The sequence below is a fragment of the Nocardioides sp. Soil774 genome (genome assembly GCF_001428125.1).
Taxonomy (GTDB): Bacteria; Actinomycetota; Actinomycetes; order Propionibacteriales; family Nocardioidaceae; genus Nocardioides.
Map to the genome: position 1 here is coordinate 162,296 of NZ_LMSM01000010.1, position 25,964 is coordinate 188,259.

Below are 25,964 nucleotides of genomic sequence, written 5' to 3' on the forward strand. Positions count from 1 at the left end.
GCCATATCCTGCGCTCATGACCGACCTTGAGGGTGGACTCGACGAGCCCGAGGAGCTGCAGCCGGCCGAGGGCACGCTGCGCCTGGTGGGCGAGCACGACACCTACGACGCCGGAGCGTGGGAGGCCGCGACCGCGGCGGTGCTGCGCAAGGCGCGCCGCCTCTCCGAGGACGCCCCCGACTCCGACGTGTGGTCCGCGCTGACGCGCACCACCCTCGACGGGATCGCCGTCGCGCCGATCGGCCAGCAGTCCGACCTCGACGGCCTCGCCACAGCCGGGCGCCCGCAGCGCGCCGGCGCCTGGGACGTACGCACCCAGGTGGAGGTCATCGACGACAAGGCGGCCAACGAGGCCGTGCTGCAGGACCTGGAGAACGGCGCCACCTCGGTGCTGCTGCACCTCGACGGGGAGTCCGCCCACGACTGGGCCACCGTGCTCCACGGGGTGCTGCTCGACCTCGCGCCCGTGGTGCTCGACCGCCCCTCGACCGGGCAGGTCGAGGCGTTCGCCTCCTTCCTCGAAGGAGTCGACGGAGCCCTGCACCCGGGGACCAACCTCTCCCTCGACCTGCAGACGCTCGAGATGCTCCCCGCAGGCGCGAGCGACGATGCGGCCGCAGCACGCGACCTCCTCGCGCCCCTCGCCCGCCGGGCCTTCCAGCTCGGGGTGCGGGCGCTCGTCGTGGACGGCACCGCCCTGCACGACGAGGGCGCCAGCGACGCCCAGGAGCTGGGCTGGGCGGTGGCCACCGGCGTCGCCTACCTCCGGCTGCTGGCCGACGCCGGCTTCTCCGTCGAGCACGCCGCCCGCCTGGTGGAGTTCCGCCTCGCCGCGACCGACGAGCAGCTCACGACGATCGCCAAGCTCCGCGCGGCTCGCCGGCTCTGGGCACGGGTCCTCGAGGCCAGCGGGGTCGAGGGCGACGCGTCGATGGTGCTCCACGCGGTCACCAGCCGTCCGATGACCAGTGCGCGCGACCCCTGGGTCAACATGCTGCGCGGCACCGTCGCGGCGTTCGCCGCCGGTGTCGGCGGAGCCGACGCGGTCACGGTCGTGCCCTTCGACGAGCCCCTCGGGCTGCCCGACGCGCTCGGGCGCCGCGTCGCGCGCAACACCTCGTCGCTGCTCATCGAGGAGTCGCACGTCGCCGCGGTCGCCGACCCGGCCGGCGGCTCCTACGCCGTCGAGAAGCTCACCGACGACCTCGCCGCCGCCGGGTGGGCCGAGCTCGGCCGCGCCGAGTCCGCCGGGGGCGCGCTGACCGACGAGGCGCGCGCGGCGGTGAAGGAGCGCGTGAAGGAGGTGGCCGCGGCGCGCGACGCCCAGGTCGCCGACCGGTCCCGCCCGCTGACCGGTGTCTCGGAGTTCCCCGACCTCGCCGAGGCGCTGCCCGAGCGCGAGCACCTGTCGCACCGCCACGTCCGTCGCTACGGCTGGGCCTACGAGGACATGCGGGCCGCGCCCGCGCCCCGCCCGGTCTTCCTGGCCACGATGGGCCCGATCGCCGCGCACACCGCGCGCGCCACCTTCGCCACCAACCTGCTCGCCGCCGGCGGCGTCGCCGTCGAGGCGGCCGGTGCCACCGACGGCGTCGCGGCCGTGACGGCGGCCTACGCCGGCCAGCCCGTGGTGTGCCTGGCCGGCACCGACGCGGCGTACGCCGAGTGGGGCGGCGACCTCGTCGCCGCGCTGCGGGCGGCAGGAGCGACGTACGTCGTGCTGGCGGGCAAGCCGGGGGAGCGGACGATCACCGACGTCGACGACTCGTGTGCCATGGGGGTGGACGCCCTGGGCTTCCTCGCCCGGATCCGAGAGGAGCTCTCGAAGTGAGCATCCCGAAGAACTTCGCCGACGTGGACCTCAGCGCGGGTCTCGTGACGGGACTCCGTCCCTCCTCGACCAGCGATGGCGCGGCTGAGCCGTGGACGAGCCCGGAGGGCATCGACATCCTGCCGGTCTACGGCCCCGAGCACCTCGAGGGCCTGGACGGCCTCGACACGTGGCCCGGCATCGCGCCGTTCCTGCGCGGGCCCTACCCGACGATGTACACCACCCAGCCGTGGACGATCCGGCAGTACGCCGGATTCTCCACCGCAGAGGAGTCCAACGCCTTCTACCGCCGCAACCTCGCGGCCGGGCAGAAGGGCCTGAGCGTCGCCTTCGACCTCGCCACCCACCGCGGCTACGACTCCGACCACCCGCGCGTGCGCGGCGACGTCGGCATGGCGGGCGTGGCGATCGACTCGATCTACGACACACGCACCCTCTTCGACGGCATCCCGCTCGACGAGATGTCGGTGTCGATGACCATGAACGGCGCCGTGCTGCCCGTGCTCGCGCTCTACATCGCGGCGGCCGAGGAGCAGGGGGTGAAGCCGGAGCAGCTCGCGGGGACCATCCAGAACGACATCCTCAAGGAGTTCATGGTCCGCAACACCTACATCTACCCGCCGGCGCCGAGCATGCGGATCATCAGCGACATCTTCGCCTACACCTCGCAGAAGATGCCGCGCTTCAACTCCATCTCGATCTCCGGCTACCACATCCAGGAGGCCGGGGCCACGGCCGACCTCGAGCTGGCCTACACGCTGGCCGACGGCGTGGAGTACATCCGCGCCGGCCTCGGCACCGGCATGACGATCGACCAGTTCGCGCCGCGGCTCAGCTTCTTCTGGGCCATCGGGATGAACTTCTTCATGGAGGTCGCCAAGATGCGCGCGGCCCGGGCGCTCTGGGCGCGCCTGGTCGACGACTTCGACCCGAAGAACCCCAAGTCGCGCTCGCTGCGCACCCACAGCCAGACCTCGGGCTGGTCGCTGACCGCGCAGGACGTCTTCAACAACGTCGGGCGCACCTGCATCGAGGCGATGGCCGCCACCCAGGGCCACACGCAGTCGCTGCACACCAACGCCCTCGACGAGGCGATCGCGCTGCCCACCGACTTCTCCGCACGCATCGCCCGCAACACCCAGCTGCTGCTGCAGCAGGAGAGCGGCACCACGCAGGTGATCGACCCGTGGGCCGGCTCCTACTACGTCGAGAAGCTCACCCACGACCTCGCCGAGCGCGCCTGGGCCCACATCCAGGAGGCCGAGCGGGCCGGCGGCATGGCGGCGGCGATCGAGCAGGGCATCCCGAAGATGCGCATCGAGGAGGCGGCCGCGCGCACGCAGGCGCGCATCGACGCAGGCACCCAGAAGGTCATCGGCGTCAACACCTACCGCCTCGCCGCGGAGGACAAGCTCGACGTGCTGCGCGTCGACAACGACGACGTCTACCGCCAGCAGGTCGCCAAGCTCGAGCGGCTGCGCGCCGAGCGCGACGACGACGACGTACGCCGCACGCTGGAGGCGCTGACCGCCTCCGCCGAGCGCGGACCGGTCGGCGGAGGCTCCCTCGACGGCAACCTCCTCGCGCTGGCCGTCGACGCGGCCCGGGCCAAGGCGACGGTGGGCGAGATCTCGGACGCGCTGGAGAAGGTCTACGGCCGCCACCAGGCGGTGATCCGTACGATCAGCGGCGTGTACCGCGACGAGGCAGGCACCGCCGAGGGGACCAAGGTCGCCGCGGTGCTGAAGGCCACCGAGGAGTTCGAGGCCGAGGAGGGCCGCCGCCCGCGCATCCTGGTCGCCAAGATGGGCCAGGACGGCCACGACCGCGGCCAGAAGGTCGTGGTCACCGCCTTCGCCGACCTCGGCTTCGACGTCGACGTGGGCCCGCTGTTCTCCACGCCCGAGGAGGTCGCGCAGCAGGCGGTCGACGCCGACGTGCACATCGTCGGTGTCTCGTCGCTGGCCGCCGGCCACCTCACGCTCCTGCCCGCGCTCAAGCAGGCGCTGGCCGACCAGGGTCGCCCGGACATCATGATCGTCATCGGGGGCGTGATCCCGCCCGACGACGTGGAGACGCTGAAGGAGATGGGCGCCGCCGCGGTGTTCCTGCCCGGCACCGTGATCGCCGAGTCGGCGCTCGACCTGCTGGCCAGGCTGCGGGAGCAGTCGGGCGACTGATGCCCCGTCCGGTCGACGTCGACGCCCTCGTCGCGGGCGTGCGGGAGGGCCAGCGTGCCGCGGTCTCGCGCGCCATCACGCTGGTGGAGTCGTCGCGCCCCGAGCACCGGGTGGCCGCCCGCAAGCTGCTCACGGAGCTCGCCGCGGAGGCCCTCCCGCTCGCCACCCGCGTCGGCATCTCCGGGGTGCCCGGGGTCGGCAAGTCCACCTTCATCGAGAGCCTCGGCGGCCGGCTCACGGCCGCCGGGCACCGCGTCGGCGTGCTCGCCGTCGACCCGTCGTCGGTGCGCACCGGGGGATCGGTGCTGGGCGACAAGACCCGCATGTCCACGCTCGCGGTCGACCCGCGCGCCTTCATCCGGCCCTCGCCGACCGCCGGCACGCTCGGCGGCGTCGCGCGCGCCACGACCCAGGCGATGCTCGTGCTCGAGGCGGCCGGCCACGACGTGGTGCTCGTCGAGACCGTCGGCGTGGGCCAGTCGGAGGTGACGGTCGCGGGCATGGTCGACACGTTCCTCTTCCTCACGATCGCGCGCACCGGCGACCAGCTCCAGGGCATCAAGAAGGGCATCCTCGAGATCGCCGACGTGGTCGCGGTCAACAAGGCCGATGGCGAGCACGAGGCCGACGCCCGCGTGGCGGCCCGCGAGCTCGCGGGTGCCCTGCGCCTGGTGCGCGGGCACGCCGAGTGGGCCCCGCCGGTGGTCACCTGCTCGGCCCTGACCGGCGCCGGCGTCGACGACGTCTGGCAGCGCGTCGCGGAGCACCGCGAGCACCTCGGGACCGACGGGCTGGCGCGCAAGCGCGCCGAGCAGCAGCTGGAGTTCACCTGGGCGCTGGTGCGCGACGAGCTCGCCCAGCGGCTGCGCACCTCGCCGGGCGTGGCGGCGGTGCGCGACGACGTACGACGGGCGGTGCTGTCCGGCGAGCTGCCTGCCCCGCTGGCCGCGGACCGGCTGCTCGCGGCCTACGACGCCGACGCGACCTAGACTGGGAGGGTTATGCCTGAATCCCTCCCCGCCTCGTCTGCCACCTCTGTCATCGCCGAGACCGTCGACAAGTACGCCGACGAGCTCGTCGGCCTGCGCCGCGACCTGCACGCCCACCCCGAGCTGAGCTGGGCCGAGCACCGCACCTCCGACAAGGTCGTGTCCGCCCTCGAGGACGCCGGCTGGGACATCACCCGGCCCGAGGGCGGGGGAGTCCTGGCCGAGATCGGGCACGGCGGCGCGCTGGTGGCGCTCCGTGCCGACCTCGACGCACTGCCGGTCGACGACCTGATCTCCGACCCGTGGAGGAGCACCAACCCGGGCGTCGCGCACGCCTGCGGCCACGACGTCCACACCGCAGGCCTCGTCGGGGCAGGCCTCGCGCTCGCCGAGGTGGCCACCCGGGGCATGCTGCCCGGCCGGGTCCGGCTGCTCTTCCAGCCGGCCGAGGAGGTCATGCCCGGAGGCGCGCTGCACCTGATCTCCAGCGGCGCGCTCGAGGGGGTCTCGCACGTCTTCGGCCTGCACTGCGACCCGAGTCTCGACGTCGGGCGGATCGGCCTGCGCGAGGGCCCGCTGACCGGCGCCGCCGACGCGCTCACCGTGCGCCTGATCGGCAAGGGCGGCCACACCTCGCGGCCCCACCTCACCGAGGACCTCACCTTCGCCCTCGGCAAGGTCATCACCGAGCTCCCCGCCATCCTCAGCCGCCGCCTCGACCCCCGCGCCGGGGTCAGCGTGGTGTGGGGCATGGTGCGCGCGGGCTCTGCCCACAACGTCATCCCGCACACCGGTGTCGTGGCCGGCACGGTCCGGATGCTCGACGCCGTCGCCTGGGCCGACGCCGAGCACCTCATCCGCCAGCTGATCACCGCGATCGTCGCGCCCTACAGCGTGACCGCCGAGGTCACCTACCAGCGCGGCGTCCCGCCGGTGGTCAACCACGAGGTGTCGACCGGTCTGCTCGGCACCGCGCTCGACCGCGTCCTGGGCCCGCAGGGACACGTCTCGACCACGCAGAGCCTGGGCGGCGAGGACTTCGGGTGGTTCCTCGACTCGGTGCCCGGCGCGATGGCACGGCTGGGCACGCGCACGCCCGGCGGAGCGACGTACGACCTGCACCAGGGCAACCTGCGCATCGACGAGGCGGCGACCGGCATCGCCGCGCGCGTGCTGGCCGAGGTGGCCGTCACCGCCCTCTCAGCGCTCTGAGCAGCCCCCGAGGGGCAGCCCGAAGGTGAACGTGCTGCCCTCGCCGAGCGCCGACGAGACCTGCATGCGGCCGTCCATCAGCTGGACGAGCGCGCGGCAGATGGCCAGGCCGAGACCGATGCCGCGCCGCGAGCTGACGGTGTAGCGGTCGGCCTGCATGAAGGGCTCGAAGAGCTCGTCGACGTGCGCCGCCGAGATGCCGGCGCCGGTGTCGGTGACGATGAACTCCACCCACGCCTCCGTGGCGTGGGCGTCGCCGGGGTCGGGGGCCGGGGGCCGCGCGCGGACCCGCAGCTCCACCCCGCCGTGCTCGGTGAAGGTGATGGCGTTCTGCACCAGGTGGCTGACGACCTGGGCGATCCGGCGGGGGTCCGCGACCGCCGTGGCGGGCACCGAGTCGTCGACGGAGACCGTCATCGTCAGGCCACGCGCGTGGGCCATCGGCCCGGCCCACTGCGCCACGTCGTCGACGAGCTCGCGCACGACGAACGGCGTGGGGTGCAGCACCGTCTGGTGCGCCTCGAGGCCGGAGAACTCGAGCAGGTCGTCGACCAAGTGGACCAGGCGCTGGCTGGAGCGGTGGACCATGTCGACGAAGTGGGCCGGCTCCGCCTCGAGGTCGGAGGCCATGAGCAGGTCGGTGGCGCCGATGAGGGCGGCGAGCGGGGTGCGCACCTCGTGGCTGACCGTGGCCAGGAAGAGGGTCTTGGCGAGGTTGGCCTCCTCGAGCTCGCGCACGAGCCGCTTCGCCTCGGTGATGTCCTCGGTGACCCCGTGCACGCCGATGATCTCGCCGCCCACGATCAGGGGGATGGCGGTGCACCGGATGTGGAGGACCTCCCCGTCGACCCGCACCACCCGAGCCTCGACCACCCGCGGGTCGCCGGCCATGGCGTCGTCGAAGGCGCCCTGGATGACGTGCAGGTCGTCGGGGTGGATGACCGCGGCGAAGTGCACCTGCCGCATCTCCTCGAGGGTGAGCCCGGTCATCTCGAGCGCCAGGGGGTTGGCGTCGGTGTAGTAGCCCTGGGCGTCCACCGAGTAGGTCGCGTGGGGGTGGTGGGTGAAGAACGACGCGTAGCGCTCGCTCGTGTCCACCCTCGTGCCCGTGTCGTCCATCGGACCTCCCCCTCGTGCGCGGTGCGGCCCCGGTCGCCCCGGGCGCGGTCCAGTAGACCATGCGGCAGAGGGGCCCGGTGCAGACGCACCGAGCCCCTCTGCGGGTCCGTCGTCAGGACGGGGTCGTCACTGTTGTCGGTAGGGGACGCCGTCGGCCGCGGGGGGCCGCGAGCGGCCGACGAGGCCCGCCACCGCGAAGATCGTGATGACGTAGGGCAGGCTCAGCAGGAGCTGCGGTGGGATCTGCGCGCCGATGGACGACAGCACACCTGCGAGGTTCTGGGCGAACCCGAAGAGCAGCGCTGCCAGGGTGGCGCGGATCGGGTCCCACTTGCCGAAGATCACGGCCGCCAGCGCGATGTAGCCGGCGCCGCCGGTCATCTCGCGGTTGAAGCCCGACACCGAGACGAGGCTGTAGTAGGCGCCACCGAGACCGGCGATCGCGCCCGCGAGCAGGATCGTGCGGTAGCGGGTGCGGTTGACCTTGATGCCCACGGTGTCGGCGGCCTTGGGGTGCTCACCGACCGCGCGGACCCGCAGGCCCCAGCGGGTGCGGTAGAGCGACCACGCCACCAGGGCGACGATCACGTAGAGCACGTAGACCAGTGCCGGCTGACGGAAGAAGATCGGACCGATCAGCGGGATGTCGCCCAGGAGCGGGATCGGCAGTGCGCGCATCCGCTCGGGGGAGTTCAGCGACTCGGCGTTGGGCGTGAGCACCTGGCGGAACAGGAAGTTGGTCAGGCCCACCACCAGCACGTTGAGCACGACGCCGACGATGACCTGGTCGACGAAGTAGGTGATCGCGAACAGGCCCAGGACCAGGGCGATGAGGGCACCGGCGACGGTGGCGGCCACCAGGCCGGCCCACGGCGAACCGGTCAGCGAGGCCGTGATCGACGCGGCGAAGGCCCCGAAGAGCAGCTGCCCGTCGATGGCGATGTTGACCACGCCCGCACGCTCGCCGAGCACGCCGCCCAGCGCGCCGAAGACCAGCGGGATGGCCAGCGCGATCGCGCCGGCGAGCAGGCTGACGATGGAGATCCGGCTGCCGGCCGCCTCCCAGCTGAGGAAGCCGAGCATCCACGCGAGCGCGAAGACGATCGGCAGCCAGAGCGGCTGGTGGGAGCGGGCCAGCATGCGGCGTACGGCCTCGGCGGTCAGGGCGAGGCACACCACCAGCATGATCCACGCCGTGGCCGAGGAGGGCAGGACGGCGTCGGGCAGCTTGGCGAAGTCGCTGTCGACGGCCAGGCGGAACGTGGTGTCACCGGAGCGCGACGTCGTGAGGAGACGCAGGCCGAGGAGGAGCGTGACCACCGCGAGGATGGTCGGCACCTTGCGCGTGCCGGCCTTCCTGGTCGGGGCGACGGCCGGATCGGGCGCGAGCCCTCCGGTGTCGGGGGTCGGGTGGTCCGTCGTGGTGCTCACTTGGCCTCCTGGGCGGGGAGCCGGAAGATCGCGCGCACCAGGGGCGGGGCGGCGAGGAAGAGGACGATCAGCGACTGGACCACCAGCACGAGGTCGACGGAGATGTTCTCCGAGGCCTGCATGGTGAAGCCGCCGGCCTTGAACGCGCCGAACAGGATGCCGGCGGCGAGGATGCCGAGCGGGCGCGAGCGTCCGAGCAGCGCGACCGTGATCGCGTCGAAGCCGATGCCGGCGTCGATGTCGACCGAGACGCCACTGGTGACGGTGCCGAGCACCTGGTTGACGCCGGCGAGGCCGAGGAGCGCACCGCCCAGCATCATCACGACGGTGTAGGTGCGCCCGACGTTGATGCCGGAGGCGCGGGCAGCGCGTGGGTTCTCGCCGACGGCGCGGATGCGGTAGCCGAGGGTGGAGCGGTTGAGCAGCCACCACACCACGGCGACGGCGACCAGCGCGATCACGAAGCCGAGGTGCAGGTTGAAGCGGTCTCCCAGCACCTTGGGCAGGATCGCGGTGTCTTTCATCGGCGGCGACTTGGGGTTGACCGAGCCCGGGGTGGCGAGCAGCCACTCCTTCGTGAGGGCCCAGAACACGAAGTAGTAGGCGACGTAGTTGAGCATGATCGTGACGATCACCTCGTGCGCGCCGGTGCGGGCCTTGAGCAGGCCGGCCAGGCCGCCCCACAGGGCGCCGAACAGCATGCCGACGGCGATGGCGAGCGGCAGGTGGATGATCATCGGCAGGTCGAACCGGAACCCGATCCAGGCGGCCGCGCCACCGGCGAGCAGCATCTGGCCGCGGCCACCGATGTTGAACATCGCAGCGCGGAACGCCAGGCCGACGCCGAGCCCGCCGAGGATCAGGGGGCCGGCGAACTTGAGGGTCTCGGTCAGCGGGCGCCACTGCTGCGCGGGGTCGGTGACGAGGTTGTTGTAGACCGCGCCGCGGAACATCGCGCTGTAGGCGCCGGAGACGGCGTTCCACACCGCGCTGAAGAAGTCGGAGGGTCGAGCAGTGATGTAGCTGAGCGTGTCGCGCACGCCCTGGTCGGTCGCGGCGATCATCACCGAGCCGACGAAGACGGCGAGGAACACAGCGAGCACGCCGGCGAGCGCGTCGCCGGAGACGATCTCGTGCAGCACTGACCGCGAGCGCTCTTCCCGGGCCGCGCTGGCGTCCTCGGCGACGTGGACGTCCGTGGCGTCGGGGCCTGACGCGGGGGCCTCGTCCTGCTTCACCGACGAGGGCTGGTCGGTGGGCTTGTCGTCGGGCTGGGGCTTGTCGGTCTCGCTCATGCGACCACGTCCTTCAGGTCCTTCGGGCGTTCGCCGGTCATCATGAGGCCCAGGGTCTGGCGCGGGGTGTCGGCCGGGACGACGCCGACGACCTTGCCGCGGTAGAGCACCATGATGCGGTCGGCGAGCGCGACCACCTCGTCGAGCTCGGTGGAGACCACCAGGACGGGGATGCCGCTGTCGCGGGTCGCGACGATCTGCTTGTGGATGAACTCGATCGAGCCCACGTCGACGCCGCGGGTGGGCTGGGCCGCGACGAGCAGGCGCAGCTCGCGCGAGAGCTCGCGGGCCACGACGACCTTCTGCTGGTTGCCGCCCGAGAGGTTGGCGGCCAGCGAGTCGATGTCGCGCGCGCGGACGTCGTACTCCTTGAGCTTCTTCTCCGCGAAGTCACGCAGCGCGCTGATGCGCAACGAGCCGTTCTTCACGAACGGCGACCTGAAGCTGCGGTTGAGCATGAGGTTCTCGGCGATGGTGAAGCCCGGCACGAGGCCGTCGACCTGCCGGTCCTCTGGGATGAACCCGACACCGGCGTCGAGGATCTTGCGCGTCGAACGGCCGACCAGCTCCACGCCGTCGAGCTCGATCGAGCCGTGCACGTCGTCCTGGAGGCCGAGGAGGGCCTCGGTCAGCTCGGTCTGGCCGTTGCCCTGCACGCCGGCGACGGCGAGCACCTCGCCCGCCCGGATGGTGAAGCTCAGGCCGTCGACGTGCGTGTGGCCCGCGGCGTCGACGACACGCAGGTCCTTGACCACCAGCGCGTCGGCGCCGAGCCGGGGCTCGTCCTTGTGCACGACGAGCTCGACGGGGCGACCCACCATCATCGAGGCGAGCTCGGCGTTGCTGGCCTTGGGGTCGGCCTCGCCGACGACCTTGCCGAGCCGGATCACCGTGATGCGGTCGGCGACCTCGCGGACCTCGCGCAGCTTGTGGGTGATGAAGACGATCGCCTTGCCGGCCTCCTTGAGCTGGCGCATGATCTCCATCAGCTCGTCGGTCTCCTGGGGCGTGAGCACCGCGGTCGGCTCGTCGAAGACGAGGAGCTCGGCGTCGCGGGAGAGCGCCTTGATGATCTCGACGCGCTGCTGCACGCCCACCGGGAGGTCCTCGACGAGCGCGTCGGGGTCGACGTGGAAGCCGAAGCGCTCGGAGATCTCGGTGACGCGGGCGCTGGCGGCCTCGAGGTCGAGGCTGCCGGCGAGGCCGGTGGTCTCGTTGCCGAGCATGACGTTTTCCGCGACGGTGAAGACGGGGATGAGCATGAAGTGCTGGTGGACCATGCCGATGCCGGCGGCCATCGCGTCACCGGGTCCGGTGAAGTGCTGGACCACGCCGTCGAGCTCGATCTCGCCCTCGTCGGCCCGGTAGAGGCCGTAGAGCACGTTCATCAGGGTCGACTTGCCGGCGCCGTTCTCACCGAGCAGGCAGTGGATCTCGCCGGGCTCGACCGTGAGGGAGATGGAGTCGTTGGCCACCACGCTGCCGAAGCGTTTGGTGATGCCTCGCAGGACGAGTCTCATGGCATCGCATCCTAGGGGTCGCTTGGGTCCGCAGGTCTGGACCGGGTTTCTCGTACGACGGCCTCGCGGAGCGGGCGCGTACGCGGGCGCGAGAGCGCGCGGGGAAGGGTAACTGTCACAGGGGCCCGGCCACTGCCCCGACATCTGCCAAAGGTCGCGGGGTCGGACTGGCAAGCCGTTCGGGGCCCGGCGGGGAGAACAGAGAGGGAGGCCGACGCGAGCGTCGGCCTCCCTCCGTGGTGGAGCGTGGTGGGGATCAGCCCAGGTAGGACTTGACCTCGATCGAGCCGTCGATGATGCCGGCCTTCACGGTGTCGAGCTCGTCGGCGAGGTCGGGGTTGACCTTGCTCTCGAAGTTGTGGAACGGGGCGATGCCCACACCGTCGTTGTCGAGCGTGCCGACGTAGGGGGTGTAGTCGACGTCGCCGCCGTCGGCCTCCATGATCGCCTCGTAGGTCGAGACCTTCATGTTCTTGAGGATCGACGTCATGACGTAGTCCTGGGTGGTCGGGTCGGTCTCGTAGAGGTCGGCGTCCACGCCGATCATCGCGATGTCCTTGCCGGAGTCCTCGATGGCCGTGATGGCGCCCTGGTAGATCGGGCCACCGACGGGCAGGATCACGTCGACGTCCTGGTCGAGGATCTGCTTGGCGGTGCTGGTCGCGGCCTCGTTGGCCTCGAAGCCACCGGTGAACGAACCGTTCTTGCCGTCCCAGCCGACGACCTTGACGTCCTTCTTCTTCTCCTTGGCGTAGTACTCCGCGCCCTGCTTGAAGCCGTCCATGAAGATGGTGACGGTCGGGAACGGCATGCCGCCGTAGGTGCCCACGACGCCGGTCTTGGTGTAGTCGGCAGCGGCGTAGCCGGCCAGGAACGCGGCCTGGGCGGTGTTGTAGAGCAGCGGCTTGATGTTGGGCTGGTCGGCCTTGCCGTCGAAGGTCGCGCCGTCGTCACCACCGTCGGCGGAGTCGTCGATCAGGATGTACTCGATGTCGGGGTTGGCCTCGGCGGAGTCCTTGGTGGCCGCGGCGAGGGCGAAGCCGACCGTCACGATGACGTTGCAGCCCTGGCCGACCAGGCTCTCGAGGTTGGGAGCGAAGTCGTTCTCGCTGTTGGACTCGACCGGGGTCAGCTTGACGCCGAGCTCGTCGGCGGCCTGCTGCGCGCCCTCGAAGCTCAGCTGGTTGAACGACTTGTCGTCGAAACCGCCGGCGTCGGAGACGATGCACGGCTTCACGTCGCTGCCGCTAGCGCTGCTGTCGTTCCCACTCCCGGTGTCGTCCTTCGCGGGCGCGTCTCCACATGCAGCCAGGGTCGCGGCTGCCAGCAGCGCCACGAGGCCGCTCGAGACGACCTTCCTCGTCTTCAACACAAATGCCTCCAAGTTCGTGCACCCCGGGGTGGGGTCAGCTTTCGCTGAGCATGATGCCCCCCGGTGAGGGCTGCGTCACGCAGAACAGAACTTCCGAAATGCGTTTGAGACATAAAACGTGCAGGAGATCTTTCGGCGATACCTGCCAAAGACCGGCGGCTCGTCGTATGCGCCATAGTGGCGGCGTGAAGTCACCGTTGGATCAGCAGGACTGGGACGAGCTCAAGGCTGCCGCCGTGGAGGTGATGCGCCGCGCCTACGCGCCGTACTCCCACTACCCGGTGGGCGCCGCCGCGCTGGTCGACGACGGCAGGCTGGTGACCGGCTGCAACGTGGAGAACGCGGCGTACGGCGTGGTGCTGTGCGCGGAGTGCGGGCTGGTCTCCCAGCTGCACGCCAGCGGCGGGGGCCGGCTGACGCACTTCGTGTGCGTCAACGGCGACGGCGAGGTGATCATGCCGTGCGGTCGGTGCCGCCAGCTGCTCTTCGAGCACGGCGGGCGCGACCTCCTGGTCTGGACCGTCTCGGGGGTCAAGCCCATGTCCGAGGTGCTCCCCGACGCGTTCGGACCCGACGACCTCACCTCGCTCGCCGGAGCCGGAACCGAAGGAGCCCGCTGATGGCCGCACACGACGCCGTCGAGGTGATCCTCGCCAAGCGCGACAGGCGCGAGCTCAGCGACAGCCAGATCGACTGGGTGATCGACGCCTACACGCGCGGCGAGGTCGCCGACGAGCAGATGTCGTCGCTGGCGATGGCGATCCTGCTCAACGGGATGAACCGGCGCGAGATCGCCCGCTGGACCGGCGCGATGATCGAGTCGGGTGAGCGGATGGACTTCTCCACGCTCTCGCGCCCGACCGCCGACAAGCACTCGACCGGCGGTGTCGGTGACAAGATCACCCTCCCTCTGGCCCCGCTCGTCGCCGCGTGCGGCGTCGCGGTGCCGCAGCTGTCCGGACGCGGCCTGGGCCACACCGGCGGCACGCTCGACAAGCTCGAGTCGATCCCGGGCTGGCGCGCGGCGCTCAGCAACGAGGAGATGTTCGCGATCCTCGAGGACGTCGGTGCCGTGATCTGCGCGGCCGGCGACGGCCTCGCCCCGGCCGACAAGAAGCTCTACGCGCTGCGCGACGTCACCGGCACGGTGGAGGCGATCCCGCTGATCGCGAGCTCGATCATGAGCAAGAAGATCGCCGAGGGCACCGGCGCGCTCGTGCTGGACGTCAAGGTCGGCAGCGGTGCCTTCATGAAGGACCTCGCCACCGCGCGCGAGCTCGCCGAGACGATGGTCGCCCTCGGCACCGACGCCGGGGTGCACACCGTCGCGCTGCTCACCGACATGGCCACGCCGCTGGGCCTCACCGCCGGCAACGCGATCGAGGTCGCGGAGTCGGTCGAGGTGCTCGCCGGCGGCGGCCCGGCCGACGTGGTGGAGCTGACCCTGGCCCTGGCCCGCGAGATGCTCGCGGGCGCCGGCGTCACCGACGTCGACCCCGCCGACAAGCTCGCCGACGGCTCCGCCATGGACGCCTGGAAGGCGATGATCCGGGCCCAGGGCGGCGACCCCGACGCGACGCTGCCGCAGGCGCGGGAGTCGCACGTCGTCACGGCCCCGGCCGGCGGCACGTTGACCCGGCTCGACGCCATGGCCGTCGGCCTGGCCGCCTGGCGCCTCGGCGCCGGCCGCGCCCGCAAGGAGGACCCCGTGCAGGCCGGCGCCGGTGTGGTGTGGCACGCCCGACCGGGCGACGAGGTCACCGAGGGACAGCCGCTCTTCACGCTGCTCACCGACGAGCCCGAGCGCTTCGACCGCGCCTTGGCCTCGCTCGAGGGTGGCTACGACATCGGCGACGGCGCCGGCTTCACGCGCGGGGAGATCGTGCTCGACCGCATCGGCTGAGTTCCCCAACTCTGGGGGTCTGGAGCCTGATCCGGCCGGACCCCCCACCTGGTCGGCCTAGCCTCCCGGGAGTAGCAGGGGAGGCTTCATGGATGGTCCGGGGTCACCATGAGCACGGCGACCGGGAACGGCGGAGGCACGACGCGTGAGCGGCTGCGGCTGCCGTTGTTCGTGGCCCTCCTGCTCGTCACCGGGCTGCTCGTCGGCGGGGCCGTGTCCTACGCGTTCTGGGCCCGCCAGGACGAGACCGCCGCCGTGCCGGACGTGTGCGGCCGCTCCCTGAAGATCGACGTCGCCGCCGCGCCAGAGCTGTACGGAGTGGTGCTGGACGCCGTGGACAAGGTGGCGCGCCCGTGCACCGAGGTCAGACCGAGCATGCGGCCCGGCGGCGCCGTCGCCCTCGGCGTGGCCACGGGTGGTGACGTGCCCGACATCTGGATCCCGGAGTCGCGCCTGTGGCTGAGCCCGGCCCACCTCGGTGCCGGTGGCCTCGTACGGGTGCTGTCATCCAGCGTCGCGCGGACCCCGGTGCTGCTGGTCGGTGGTCGTCTGGGCCGGCGGTTCCCCACCTGGGGCGACGCAGAGGCCTCCGGCCTCGTGTCCGTTCCCGACCCGCAGGTCTCCACTGTGGGCACCTTGGCCGTGGTGGCACCGCGGGCCGAGGCGCGGGCGGTGGGACGCACGACTGCCGAGGCCCAGCAGCTCATGGTCCCGTTCGCCCAGACCTACGGGGCGCGACGGGCACGAGGCGCCGACCAGCAGGTGCGTCCGACGATGTTCAAGCCGCTCTCACGACGCCTCGTCGTGACCACCGAGCAGGAGATCGCCACCACGCAGGACCAGGGGTTCGTGCGTGACCTCACCCCGACAGTGGGTGCTCCGGTGCTCGACTTCCCGCTCGCCGTAGCGGCCGATGCCCCCCGTCAGACGCGCGCGCTGGCCCGGCGGCTGGTCGACTACCTGATCGGCGAGGAGGGCAGCGCGGCCCTGCAGGAGGACGGCCTTCGTCCTGCGCGGTCGCCTCGGACCGACGAGCTCGGCGCCGATGTCTCGCGATTCCTCCCCACACCGCCCGCCGAGGCCGTCATCGCGGCAGTGCAGTCGTGGAAGGTGTTCGCGATCCCCTCGGCGATCCTGGCCGTCGTGGACGTGTCGGGGTCGATGGACTTCGACGCGGGGACCGGGTCGCGGGTGTCCCTCCTGGCCGACGCGGCGGAGATCGGGCTGTCGTTCCTCCCCGACCACGCGCGGGTCGGGCTGTGGGTCTTCTCCATCGACCAGGGCGCGCCGGGACAGGACTGGCGGGTGCTCGAACCGATCCGCCGCCTCGACGACCTGCGCTTCGGCCGGACCCAGCGCTACGCCCTGCGTGAGCGCGCGCGTGAGCTGCCGAGCCTGACCAACGGCGGGACCGGCCTCTACGACACCGCGCTCGCGGCCTACCGAGAGGCCGTGCGCAGTTATCGGCCGAACTACTCCAACGCCGTGGTGCTCATGACGGACGGTCGCAACGACGACCCGGGGTCGATCGGGCTCGACCGGCTGCTCGCGAACCTGCGCGCCCTGCGCGACCCCGAACGCCCGGTGCGGATCGTGGGCATCGCGATCAGCGAGGACGCCGACCTGGCGGCCCTCCAGCAGATGGCGCAGGCCACCGGCGGTGACGCCTACCTCGCGGCGCAGCCGCAGGACATCCTCGGCGTCTTCGCGCGCGCGGTGCTGTCGCGCTGACCTCGACCCGGACGCGGAGGGATCACGCGAGCAGCAGCACCACGTGCTGGGCCACGCACGCCGGCTTGTCCTGGCCGTCGATCTCGACCGTGTGCTCCACGATCAGCTGCTTGCCGGCGGGCAGGTCGCGGACCTCGCCGAAGCGCACGTGCGACCGCAGCCGGCTGTCGACCGGGACGGGCGCGGGGAAGCGCACCTTCTCCAGGCCGTAGTTGAGCCGGGCGCCGGGCGTCTCGAGGCGGAAGACCTGCGAGGCGAAGTGCGGGAGCAGGCTCAGGGTGAGGAAGCCGTGCGCGATCGTGGTGCCGAACGGGCCGGTGGCCGACGCCTCGACGTCGACGTGGATCCACTGGTGGTCGATGGTGGCGTCGGCGAAGGCGTCGATGCGGGACTGGTCGACCTCGAGCCACTCGCTGGTGCCGATCTCGGACCCGGCGGCTGCGGCGACGTCGTCGAGCGTGGTGAAGGTGCGCATGGGTCCACCCTAGGACCGGCGTCCGCAGGAGGCGGCGGTGAGCCGGGCTGGTTGGATGGGCCCGTGAACGACGCGACGCAGGACTCCAGCCGCACCCAGCCGCTCCCCACGCGTGAGCAGGTGCTCGCCGCACCGAAGGTGCTGCTGCACGACCACCTCGACGGAGGGCTGCGGCCGCAGACGATCGTCGAGCTCGCCGCGGAGATCGGTCACGAGCTCCCGGCCGGCGACGCGGAGTCCCTGGGGACGTGGTTCGCGGAGTCGGCCGACTCCGGATCGCTGGTGCGCTACCTCGAGACCTTCGACCACACCGTCGCGGTCATGCAGAACGGCCCGGCCATCGCCCGCGTGGCCCGTGAGTGCGTCGAGGACCTCGCCGCCGACGGCGTCGTCTACGCCGAGGTCCGCTACGCCCCCGAGCAGCACGTGACGGGTGGCATGACGCTCGACGAGGTCGTCGCCGCGGTGCAGGAGGGCTTCGACGCCGGCATGGCCGCGAGCGGCGGCAGGATCGTCGTACGCCAGCTGCTGACCGCGATGCGCCACCAGGCCCGGTCGATGGAGATCGCCGAGCTCGCCATCTCCTGGCGTGACAGCGGGGTGGCGGGCTTCGACATCGCGGGCGCGGAGGCCGGCTTCCCGCCCACCCGCCACCTCGACGCCTTCGAGTACCTCCAGCGCGAGAACGCCCACTTCACCATCCACGCGGGCGAGGCCTTCGGGCTGCCGTCGATCTGGGAGGCGATCCAGTGGTGCGGCGCGGACCGGCTCGGCCACGGCGTGCGGATCGCCGACGACATCACCGTGGCGGAGGACGGCTCGGTCACCCTCGGGCGGCTCGCGGCCTACGTGCGCGACAAGCGGATCCCGCTCGAGATGTGCCCGAGCTCCAACATCCAGACCGGCGCGGCCACGTCGTTCGCCGAGCACCCCATCGGGCTGCTGACCGACCTCCGGTTCCGGGTCACGGTCAACACCGACAACCGGCTCATGAGCGGGACGTCGATGACGCAGGAGATGTACGGCCTGGTGGAGGCCTTCGACTACACGCTCGAGGACCTGCGGTGGTTCACCATCAACGCGATGAAGTCGGCCTTCCTGCCCTTCGACGAGCGCCTCGCGATCATCGACGGCATCGTCAAGCCGGGCTACGCCGAGCTGATGGCCCAGGCGCGGGGCTGACCACGAGCCACGGCCGGTCCCACCCGGCCAGGGCGAGGTCGCCACGCTCCCAGCGCCCGGACGACACGAGCAGGTCCGCGCCCGCCGACGGCTCGTAGGTCCGGGCGCCAACGGCCTCGATCCCCGTCACGAGCACGACGTGGCGGGGCAGGAGGCGGTCGCCCACGAACACCGCCACCGGACGCTGCGGCGTCGCGCGCTCGAGCAGCGGCCACACGCGTCGTCCGACGCGCACCTGCCGCACCGAGTAGTGCAGGCCGGTGAGGATGCCGAGCTCGCGGGCCACCGCCCAGGGCGGGGTGCCGACCGCGCGCGGCCACGGCAGCTGCCAGGCGCCGGTGGTGTCGGCCAGCGAGGTGAGCCGGCGGTGCAGCGTGATGGTCTCGCGGGCGAAGACGGACTGGTCGCCGACGAGAGCGGCATAGCCGGGGCGCACGATCCGACGGGCCATCACGAGCGCGGCGGCCCCGCAGGAGCGGCGGTCGGGCTGGCGCAGCCTCACGCCGGGGGCCTCACGCCGACTCCGGCGAGCGGTGTCCGTCCGCGGTGAGCTCGGCGTAGGCCTGGTCGCCCGTGGCCCTACGACAGCCCTGCTTCAGCGCGTGGGACACCACGCGCCGCTGGTCGCGGGCGAGGGCGTAGCCGCGGCGCACCAGGACGAGCGGCGGCTTGCGGTGCTCGCGCAGGTCGCGGCTGAGCCGGCGCCAGAAGGTCACGAGCGGGTGCTGGGTGATGCAGTAGGCGGCCGCCAGCAGGCCCTCGTCGCGGCACGCCGCCACCACCTCGGGGGCGAAGATCCCCTCGGCGACGAACAGCGTGCTGTGGCCGAGGCCGACGGTGCGCGAGCCGCACCGGCCGTTCTGCGCGATCTCGTAGATCGGCACCTCGCTGAGCCCGGTGGCGCACAGCTCGCGCAGCGCCGCCATCGCGTCGGCCTCGTGCCACGAGTCGGGGTGGTCCCAGTCGACGAGCCCGGCGTTGGCGCCGTGGGTGATGCGGGGGAGCGTCGGGTCGTCGCCGTCCTTGTAGAAGTCGTCGAGGCGCAGGACCGGGAGCCCCAGGCGCTCGGCGAGCCGGGACTTCCCGGCGCCGCTCGGGCCGGCCAGGACGACGACCTGGGCTGTGCTCATCGTTACGAACTCATTTCCTCGTTCGGCCACGGACGGTCCGGGTGGAGATTAGTCTCACCCAAACCCCCGATTGACGTTCTTGTGGGAGGACCTCATGAGTCAGGACGACTCGAGCGCGCCCGAAACCGCGCCACACCCCGGAGCCGCCGCCGGCCGCTCCCGCAACCCCTTCGTGCTGGCCGGACTCGCCCTCGTGCTCGTCCTCGGCCTGATCACATTCTTCGCCATGCGTGGCAACAGCAACACACCGGAGGGTGCGGACTGCGTCTCCGAGAAGGTCACGCTCACCACCGCCCCGGTGATGGAGGACCTGGTCAAGGCGGCCGTCAAGGACGTCAACGCCGACGAGCCCTGCATCGACATCCAGGTCACCGCCGGCACCGTGAAGGACGTCGTCGCCCTCCTGGCCGACCCCAACGCGGAGCTGCCGGAGATCTGGATCCCCGACAGCCCGACCTGGAAGGGCCAGCTCACCGCGGCCGGCTGGACCGGCACGCCGATCGCCAACGTGCTCGCCCAGACGCCCGTCGGCCTCATCGGCGGCCCGTCTGCCAAGGCGCCCGACTCGTGGGCCGACGTGCTCGACAACGGCAGCCTGGCCATGGCCGACCCGAGCGCCGAGGGCGCCTCGGCCCTCGCCCTGCTGGCGCCCTACGCCGAGATGAAGAAGACCGGCGAGACGCCGCTGTCCATCGAGGAGAAGACCGTCCCTGTCGCCCAGACCTACGGCGAGCGTGCCGTGGCCGGAAGCACCAACGAGACGGACCTGACGACCATCTCCGCGTCCAGCACCCAGCTGGTCCCGGCCACCGAGCAGGCCTACCTCGCCGCGCGACGCAGCAATGACCAGCTCAGCCTCGTCGCGCCGAAGACCGGTGTGCCGATGCTGCGCTACCCGCTCATCGACGTGAACCGTGGCACCAAGGACATCCTGTCCACCGGTGGCGACCTGTCGGCCCGCGTCGGCCGCGCGATGACCCGTTGGTTCACCTCGAGCGCCGGGGTGGAGGCGATCGCCGCCGCCGAGCTCCGCGGGCCCGACGGTGCGCCGCTGCCCAACGACATCGGCCTCGGCGACGCGACCGTGCTGAGCACGGTGGCGCAGAAGACCACCGACGACACCCTGCGCCAGTGGCGCGTGCTGTCGGTGCCCTCGAGCATCCTGGCGGTGGTCGACCTCTCGGGCTCGATGAAGATGGCGCTGGGTGACACGACCCGCATCGGACTCGCGGTGCAGGCCTCCCAGCTGGCGCTCGACGCGTTCCCTGCCCAGGCCCGCATCGGCATCTGGGGCTTCTCCAAGAACCGGGGCGACAACGGCGCCTCCTACGAGGAGTACGCCACCCTCGACCGCCTCGACGCCCCGGAGGGCGGGGGCACCCACGGTGACGTGGTGCGCGCGGAGGCCGGCAAGCTGGCCAGCCGGGTCAGGGGCGGCACCGGCGTCATGGACACCACGCTGGCGGCGTACAAGTACGCCCAGGAGAAGTGGGACCCGGCGTGGTTCAACTCCGTGGTGATCTTCACCGACGGCGCGAGCGACGACTCCAGCTCGCTCTCGCTCGATTCGCTGGTCAACCAGCTGAAGTCGATCCGCGACCCCGCCAAGCCGGTCAAGGTGATCATCATCGGCATCTCGCAGGACGCCGACACCGGTGAGCTCGAGCAGATCGCGGCCGCGACCGGTGGCCAGAACTACCTGGTGAACAACCCCAACGAGATCCTCGGGGTGCTCGCCTCGGCGCTGCTCAACCGCTGAGCCCACACAGCCACGAAGGCCCCCGGAGGATCTCCGGGGGCCTTCGTCGCGTGCCGGGGGAGTGCTCAGAGCTCGGCGAGCGCCTGCGCCACCGTCGCCACCCAGACGGTCGGGTCGGTCGCCCAGAAGTCGTGCGGGACGTCCGGCACGACCGAGAACCTCCCACGTGGCAGCAGCGCGGCCAGCTGCTGCAGGGGCCAGGACGGCCGGACGTCCGCGCCGGCGGCGACCAGGTGCACGGGTACGTCGCAGGCGGCCAGGCCGCTCCACAGGTCGGGGCGGTGGATCCACTCGGTGAAGGACTCGCTCAGTGAGGCCCACACGTCCCGGGCCACCTCGATCTCGACCGCCGGCTCGGTCGGCGACCCGGCCTCGTAGGCCTCCGACCACGTGCGGTCGCGCTGCGGGCCCCGCCCGGCCAGTCCCACGACGCCCGTGACCGCGGCCGGCCGGTCGACGGCGTACCGCACTGCCAGGTCGCTTCCCCACGAGTGGCCGACCACCACCCAGCTGTCCACGCCCAGGGACTCGCGGATCGCCTCCAGGTCGGCGACGGCCCGCTCCATGTCGTGGGGGCCTCCGCCGGAGCGTCCGACGCCCCGGGGCTCCGGGAACCACGAACGATGACCGGGCACGGCGAGCCCGTCGCGCTCGAGGTAGTGCACGCACCCCGGGCCTCCGCTCAGGACCACCACGTCCGGACCGTCGCCGCTCACGCCGACGTGGAGCCGTGCACCTGCGACGTCGACGGCCCGGGACTCCACGACCGGGAACGTAGCACCGGTGGGGTTCCCCGAAATGGCGTGGAGCTCCTGTGCCGGCATGCGGCTCAGGAGCTCCACGAAGGTGGTGCCGGGGTGCTCAGACCCCGATCGGGTGCCAGACCGTCTTGGTCTCGAGGAACCGGGTCATCCGGTCCAGGCCCGGCTCGACGAGCCAGTCGGTGTCGGGGGCGGGACGGCGTACGCGCTTGAGGTTGTCGGCCGCGGCCACCTCGAGCTCGACGGCCAGCTCGGCGTCCTCGACGCCGGTCAGGTCGATGCCGTTGACGTCCATGTGCGAGGCCAGCCACGGGGCGATCTCGGCCTGCGAGCCGGTGAGCACGTTGACCACGCCGCCGGGCAGGTCGCTGGTGGCCATGACCTCGCCGAGCGTGATCGCGGTCAGCGGGTTGTCCTCGCTGGCGATGACCACGACCGTGTTGCCGGTGATGATCAGCGGCGCGACGACGCTGACCAGGCCGAGCAGGGCGCCGCGGGGGGCGACCACGGCGATGACGCCGCTGGGCTCGGGGGTGGACAGGTTGAAGAACGGGCCGGCGACCGGGTTGGCGTTGCCGACGACCTGGGTGATCTTGTCGGCCCAGCCGGCGTACCAGACCAGGCGGTCGATCGCGGCGTCGACGTAGGTGCGGGCCTTGGCGGGGCTGATGCCCTCGGCGGCGCGCAGCTCGGCCTCGAACTGCTCACGACGGCCCTCGAGCACCTCGGCGATGCGGTAGACGACCTGCGCGCGGTTGTACGCCGTCTTGCCCGACCAGCCACCGAAGGCGGCGCGGGCCGCCACGACGGCGTCGCGGGCGTCCTTGCGGGAGGCCTGCGCGGCGTTGGCGAGGAGCTTGCCCTTGGCGTCGTTGACGACGTAGGAGCGGCCCGACTCCGAGCGGGGGAACTGCCCCCCGATGTAGAGCTTGTAGGTCTTGCGCACGTCGATGCGGCTCACGCGTCCGCTCCCTTCAGGTAGGCCTCGAGCCCGTGGCGACCGCCCTCGCGGCCGTAGCCGGACTCCTTGTAGCCGCCGAACGGCGAGGTCGGGTCGAACTTGTTGAACGTGTTGGCCCACACCACGCCGGCCCGCAGCTTGTTGGCCATGGACAGGATGCGCGAGCCCTTGTCGGTCCACACGCCCGCCGAGAGGCCGAACGGGGTGTTGTTGGCCTTCTCGACCGCCTCCGAGGGCGTGCGGAAGGTCAGCACGGACAGGACCGGGCCGAAGATCTCCTCGCGGGCGATGCGGTGGGCCTGGGAGACGCCGGTGAAGACCGTCGGCTCGAACCAGAAGCCCTTGCTCGGGAGGTCGCACGGGGTGGACCAGCGCTCGGCACCCTCGTCCTCGCCGATCTGCGACAGCTCGCGGATCTTGGCGAGCTGCTCGGCGGAGTTGATGGCGCCGACGTCGGTGTTCTTGTCGAGCGGGTCGCCCACGCGCAGCGTCGACATGCGGCGCTTGAGGCGGGTCATCACCTCGTCGGCGACCGACTCCTGGACGAGCAGGCGTGAGCCGGCGCAGCAGACGTGGCCCTGGTTGAAGAAGATGCCGTTGACGATTCCCTCGATCGCCTGGTCGAGCGGGGCGTCGTCGAAGACGATGTTGGCCGCCTTGCCACCGAGCTCGAGGGTGACCTTCTTCTCGGTGCCGGCCACCGCGCGGGCGATCGCCTTGCCGACCTCGGTGGAGCCGGTGAAGGCGACCTTGTCGACGTCGGGGTGCGCCACGATCGCGCGGCCGGTGTCACCGGCGCCAGTGACGATGTTGACGACGCCCGGCGGGAGGTCGGCCTGCTGGCAGATCTCGGCGAAGAGCAGCGCGGTCAGGGGCGTGGTCTCGGCCGGCTTGAGCACGACGGTGTTGCCGCACGCGAGCGCCGGGGCGATCTTCCACGCCAGCATCAGCAGCGGGAAGTTCCACGGGATGACCTGGCCGGCGACGCCGAGCGGGGTCGAGCCGTAGCCGGAGTGCTCGAGCTTGTCGGCCCAGCCGGCGTAGTAGAAGAAGTGGGCGGCGACGACGGGGATGTCGACGTCGCGCGACTCCTTGATCGGCTTGCCGTTGTCGATCGACTCGAGCACGGCGAGCTCGCGGCCGCGCTCCTGGATGATGCGGGCGATCCGGTAGAGGTACTTGGCGCGCTCGGCGCCCGACATCCGCGACCAGACCCGGGTGTACGCGCGGCGCGCGGCCCTGACGGCCTCGTCGACGTCGGCGTCGCTGGCCTCGGCGACCTCGGCCAGGACCTCCTCGGTGGCCGGGTTGATCGTCTTGAACGACGTGCCGTGGCCGTCGACGAACTCGCCGTTGATGAACAGGCCGTAGGACGGCTTGATGTCGACGATCGCGCGCGACTCGGGCGCGGGGGCGTACTCGAAGATGTTGGTCATTCCCATCAGTCCAGGGTGAAGTAGTCGGGACCGGAGTAACGACCGGTCGTCATCTTGGTGCGCTGCATCAGCAGGTCGTTGAGCAGCGTGGAGGCACCGAAGCGGAACCAGTCGGGGTCGAGCCAGTCGGGTCCGGCGATCTCGTTGACCATCACGAGGTACTTGATGGCGTCCTTGGTGGTCTTGATGCCACCGGCCGGCTTCACGCCGACCATCTGCCCGGTCTGCTCGCGGAAGTCGCGGACCGCCTCGAGCATGATGAGCGTGACGGGCAGGGTCGCGGCGGGCTGGACCTTGCCGGTGGAGGTCTTGATGAAGTGACCGCCGGCCATCATCGCCAGCCAGCTCGCGCGACGGACGTTGTCGTAGGTCTGCAGCTCGCCGGTCTCGAAGATGACCTTGAGGTGAGCGTCTCCACAAGCCTGCTTGACCTGGGCGATCTCCTCGTAGACGTCCATGTAGCGCCCCGAGAGGAACGCACCACGGTCGATGACCATGTCGATCTCGTCGGCGCCCGCCTCGACGGCGTCGCGCGTGTCGGCGAGCTTGATGTCCATGGCGGCGCGGCCGCTGGGGAACGCGGTGGCGACGGCCGCGACGTTGACGCCGCTGTCGCCCAGCGTCTGCTTGGCGGTGGCGACCATGTCGGGGTAGACGCAGACGGCGGCGGTGGCGGGGCACGTCGGGTCGGCCGGGTCGGGGCGCATCGCCTTGGACGCGAGCGCGCGGACCTTGCCGTGGGTGTCCTGGCCCTCGAGCGTGGTGAGGTCGACCATCCGGATGGCCAGGTCGATCGCGAAGGCCTTGGCGGTGGTCTTGATCGAACGCGTGGCGAGCCCGGCGGCGCGGGCCTCGCAGCCGACCTGGTCGACGCCGGGGAGGCCGTGCAGGAATCGGCGCAGCGAGGAGTCCGAGCCGACGATGTCGTCGAAGGCACCGTGGCTCGAGGCGCTGCTCGCCGTGGAGGTGGAAGTGGCTGTCACCGACCCAGCATAGAGTTGGTCCGAATCACCGGAGCAATCGCCGATGGGCCAAAGTCTGCCCAAATGGATGAGGAGAAGATGGCATCCCTGCAGGACGACCACGACGCCGTCGTGGAGCGTTTCCACGCCACCAGCGGCCGCCTGACCGGATGGCTGGCGGTGGCGATCGCCGCTGCCGTCGCGCTGGCCGGGCTGGTCTACCTCGACGACGGTTTCCCCGCCTGGGTCGTGGGCCTCGCGGTGCTCCTCGGCGTGCTCGCGTGGGCCGCCATGCTGCGTCCTGCGCTGTGGGCGACCGACGAGCACCTGGTGATGCGCAACCTCGCCGAGACCCTTCACATCAGGCTCGCCGCGGTCGAGGAGATGGCCGTGCGCCAGGTGCTGGCCGTGCGCGCCGACGACCGGCGCTGGGTCTCGACCGTGGTCGGGCGCACGTGGCGCAAGGCGCTCACCTCGCGTCGGCGAGCGGCTGCTTCCGGGGAGGCCGTCGAGGGCATGCCCTACGTCGACTTCGTGGAGAGCCGCCTCCACGACCTCGTCGACCGTGCCCGCACCCGCCACGGGGTGCGCCCCGGGTCGCCCGAGCAGCTCGCCCTGCCCGACGCCGTACGCCGTGAGCCGGCCCGGCTGCCGATCACGCTGATCGTGGCGGCCGCCCTCCTGCTGGTCGTGAGCTTCTTCGTCTGACCCCGGC

Annotated in this window: 22 protein-coding genes; 10 read left to right on the forward strand and 12 right to left on the reverse strand. The window is 71.6% G+C overall.

What is annotated here, in order from left to right:
- Nucleotides 1-16 precede the first annotated feature (16 nt).
- The 4 genes from ASG76_RS16245 to ASG76_RS16260 are packed head-to-tail and all read left to right on the forward strand — an operon-like array spanning nucleotide 17 to nucleotide 6,212.
- Nucleotides 17-1,831 carry a methylmalonyl-CoA mutase family protein gene (locus ASG76_RS16245; protein ID WP_056605739.1) on the forward strand — a complete coding sequence of 605 codons (1,815 nt, stop codon included), beginning with the start codon at nucleotides 17-19 and terminating at the stop codon, nucleotides 1,829-1,831.
- A complete protein-coding gene (scpA, locus tag ASG76_RS16250; protein ID WP_056605742.1) occupies nucleotides 1,828-4,011 on the forward strand; it encodes a methylmalonyl-CoA mutase in 2,184 nt (727 codons plus the stop codon). Before ASG76_RS16245 ends, scpA begins: the two co-directional genes overlap by 4 nt.
- Nucleotides 4,011-5,000: a methylmalonyl Co-A mutase-associated GTPase MeaB gene (meaB, locus tag ASG76_RS16255; protein ID WP_056605745.1), complete on the forward strand. Its 990-nt coding sequence runs from the start codon at nucleotides 4,011-4,013 to the stop codon at nucleotides 4,998-5,000. The genes scpA and meaB overlap by 1 nt, the downstream gene beginning before the upstream one ends.
- A 12-nt stretch (nucleotides 5,001-5,012) precedes the next feature.
- Nucleotides 5,013-6,212 (forward strand): amidohydrolase, encoded by a 1,200-nt coding sequence (locus tag ASG76_RS16260; protein WP_056605749.1) that lies wholly within the window; start codon nucleotides 5,013-5,015, stop codon nucleotides 6,210-6,212.
- Here the strand turns inward: ASG76_RS16260 and ASG76_RS16265 are convergent.
- The 5 genes from ASG76_RS16265 to ASG76_RS16285 form a co-directional block, all read right to left on the reverse strand.
- On the reverse strand, nucleotides 6,201-7,331 hold the full coding sequence (locus ASG76_RS16265) for a sensor histidine kinase (protein WP_056605751.1): 1,131 nt from the start codon (nucleotides 7,329-7,331) through the stop codon (nucleotides 6,201-6,203). The genes ASG76_RS16260 and ASG76_RS16265 overlap by 12 nt on opposite strands.
- A gap of 126 nt (nucleotides 7,332-7,457) precedes the next feature.
- Entirely contained in the window at nucleotides 7,458-8,762 is a 1,305-nt protein-coding gene (locus ASG76_RS16270; RefSeq protein WP_056605754.1) for an ABC transporter permease, read from the reverse strand.
- Nucleotides 8,759-10,057, reverse strand: a complete 1,299-nt coding sequence (locus ASG76_RS16275) for an ABC transporter permease (RefSeq protein ID WP_082587611.1) — start codon at nucleotides 10,055-10,057, stop codon at nucleotides 8,759-8,761. The genes ASG76_RS16270 and ASG76_RS16275 overlap by 4 nt, the downstream gene beginning before the upstream one ends.
- Entirely contained in the window at nucleotides 10,054-11,577 is a 1,524-nt protein-coding gene (locus ASG76_RS16280) for an ABC transporter ATP-binding protein (protein WP_056605757.1), read from the reverse strand. The genes ASG76_RS16275 and ASG76_RS16280 overlap by 4 nt, the downstream gene beginning before the upstream one ends.
- A 256-nt stretch (nucleotides 11,578-11,833) precedes the next feature.
- Entirely contained in the window at nucleotides 11,834-12,949 is a 1,116-nt protein-coding gene (locus tag ASG76_RS16285) for a BMP family lipoprotein (protein WP_157559162.1), read from the reverse strand.
- A gap of 185 nt (nucleotides 12,950-13,134) precedes the next feature.
- On the opposite strand from ASG76_RS16285, the gene ASG76_RS16290 reads away from it, so the two are divergent.
- The 3 genes from ASG76_RS16290 to ASG76_RS16300 all read left to right on the forward strand — a co-directional run bounded on the left by ASG76_RS16290 (nucleotide 13,135) and on the right by ASG76_RS16300 (nucleotide 16,583).
- The gene (locus ASG76_RS16290; protein WP_268788375.1) at nucleotides 13,135-13,569 is read left to right on the forward strand and encodes a cytidine deaminase; all 435 of its coding nucleotides are present in this window, start codon (nucleotides 13,135-13,137) and stop codon (nucleotides 13,567-13,569) included.
- Complete coding sequence (locus ASG76_RS16295; RefSeq protein WP_056605767.1) at nucleotides 13,569-14,852, forward strand: thymidine phosphorylase; 1,284 nt, start codon at nucleotides 13,569-13,571, stop codon at nucleotides 14,850-14,852. Before ASG76_RS16290 ends, ASG76_RS16295 begins: the two co-directional genes overlap by 1 nt.
- Before the next feature lie 108 nt (nucleotides 14,853-14,960).
- Nucleotides 14,961-16,583 carry a substrate-binding domain-containing protein gene (locus ASG76_RS16300; protein WP_056605770.1) on the forward strand — a complete coding sequence of 541 codons (1,623 nt, stop codon included), beginning with the start codon at nucleotides 14,961-14,963 and terminating at the stop codon, nucleotides 16,581-16,583.
- A 22-nt stretch (nucleotides 16,584-16,605) separates the two neighbouring features.
- Here ASG76_RS16300 and ASG76_RS16305 read toward each other — a convergent pair whose 3' ends face one another.
- The gene (locus tag ASG76_RS16305; RefSeq protein ID WP_056605774.1) at nucleotides 16,606-17,058 is read right to left on the reverse strand and encodes a MaoC family dehydratase; all 453 of its coding nucleotides are present in this window, start codon (nucleotides 17,056-17,058) and stop codon (nucleotides 16,606-16,608) included.
- A 63-nt stretch (nucleotides 17,059-17,121) separates the two neighbouring features.
- Here ASG76_RS16305 and ASG76_RS16310 point away from each other — a divergent pair, with 63 nt between their 5' ends.
- Nucleotides 17,122-18,240, forward strand: coding sequence for an adenosine deaminase (locus tag ASG76_RS16310; protein WP_056605777.1), 1,119 nt, complete (start codon nucleotides 17,122-17,124; stop codon nucleotides 18,238-18,240).
- Here ASG76_RS16310 and ASG76_RS16315 read toward each other — a convergent pair.
- Both ASG76_RS16315 and ASG76_RS16320 read right to left on the reverse strand, forming a co-directional pair.
- Entirely contained in the window at nucleotides 18,197-18,742 is a 546-nt protein-coding gene (locus ASG76_RS16315; RefSeq protein ID WP_056605779.1) for a hypothetical protein, read from the reverse strand. The genes ASG76_RS16310 and ASG76_RS16315 overlap by 44 nt on opposite strands.
- Nucleotides 18,743-18,752: 10 nt before the next feature.
- Nucleotides 18,753-19,370 (reverse strand): hypothetical protein, encoded by a 618-nt coding sequence (locus ASG76_RS16320; protein WP_056605782.1) that lies wholly within the window; start codon nucleotides 19,368-19,370, stop codon nucleotides 18,753-18,755.
- Nucleotides 19,371-19,464: 94 nt separating this feature from the next.
- Between ASG76_RS16320 and ASG76_RS16325 the strand changes: the two genes are divergently transcribed.
- Nucleotides 19,465-21,129 (forward strand): substrate-binding domain-containing protein, encoded by a 1,665-nt coding sequence (locus ASG76_RS16325; RefSeq protein WP_056605784.1) that lies wholly within the window; start codon nucleotides 19,465-19,467, stop codon nucleotides 21,127-21,129.
- Nucleotides 21,130-21,194: 65 nt separating this feature from the next.
- On the opposite strand, the gene ASG76_RS16330 is transcribed toward ASG76_RS16325, so the two are convergent.
- From ASG76_RS16330 to deoC, 4 genes are all read right to left on the reverse strand, one after another.
- Entirely contained in the window at nucleotides 21,195-21,893 is a 699-nt protein-coding gene (locus tag ASG76_RS16330; RefSeq protein ID WP_056605786.1) for an alpha/beta fold hydrolase, read from the reverse strand.
- A gap of 97 nt (nucleotides 21,894-21,990) precedes the next feature.
- Complete coding sequence (locus ASG76_RS16335; protein WP_056605788.1) at nucleotides 21,991-22,851, reverse strand: aldehyde dehydrogenase family protein; 861 nt, start codon at nucleotides 22,849-22,851, stop codon at nucleotides 21,991-21,993.
- On the reverse strand, nucleotides 22,848-24,287 hold the full coding sequence (locus ASG76_RS16340; protein WP_200948219.1) for an aldehyde dehydrogenase family protein: 1,440 nt from the start codon (nucleotides 24,285-24,287) through the stop codon (nucleotides 22,848-22,850). Before ASG76_RS16340 ends, ASG76_RS16335 begins: the two co-directional genes overlap by 4 nt.
- A gap of 5 nt (nucleotides 24,288-24,292) precedes the next feature.
- A complete protein-coding gene (deoC, locus tag ASG76_RS16345; RefSeq protein ID WP_056605791.1) occupies nucleotides 24,293-25,270 on the reverse strand; it encodes a deoxyribose-phosphate aldolase in 978 nt (325 codons plus the stop codon).
- Between the two features lie 78 nt (nucleotides 25,271-25,348).
- On the opposite strand from deoC, the gene ASG76_RS16350 reads away from it, so the two are divergent.
- Nucleotides 25,349-25,957, forward strand: coding sequence for a hypothetical protein (locus ASG76_RS16350; protein WP_056605794.1), 609 nt, complete (start codon nucleotides 25,349-25,351; stop codon nucleotides 25,955-25,957).
- Nucleotides 25,958-25,964 lie beyond the last annotated feature (7 nt).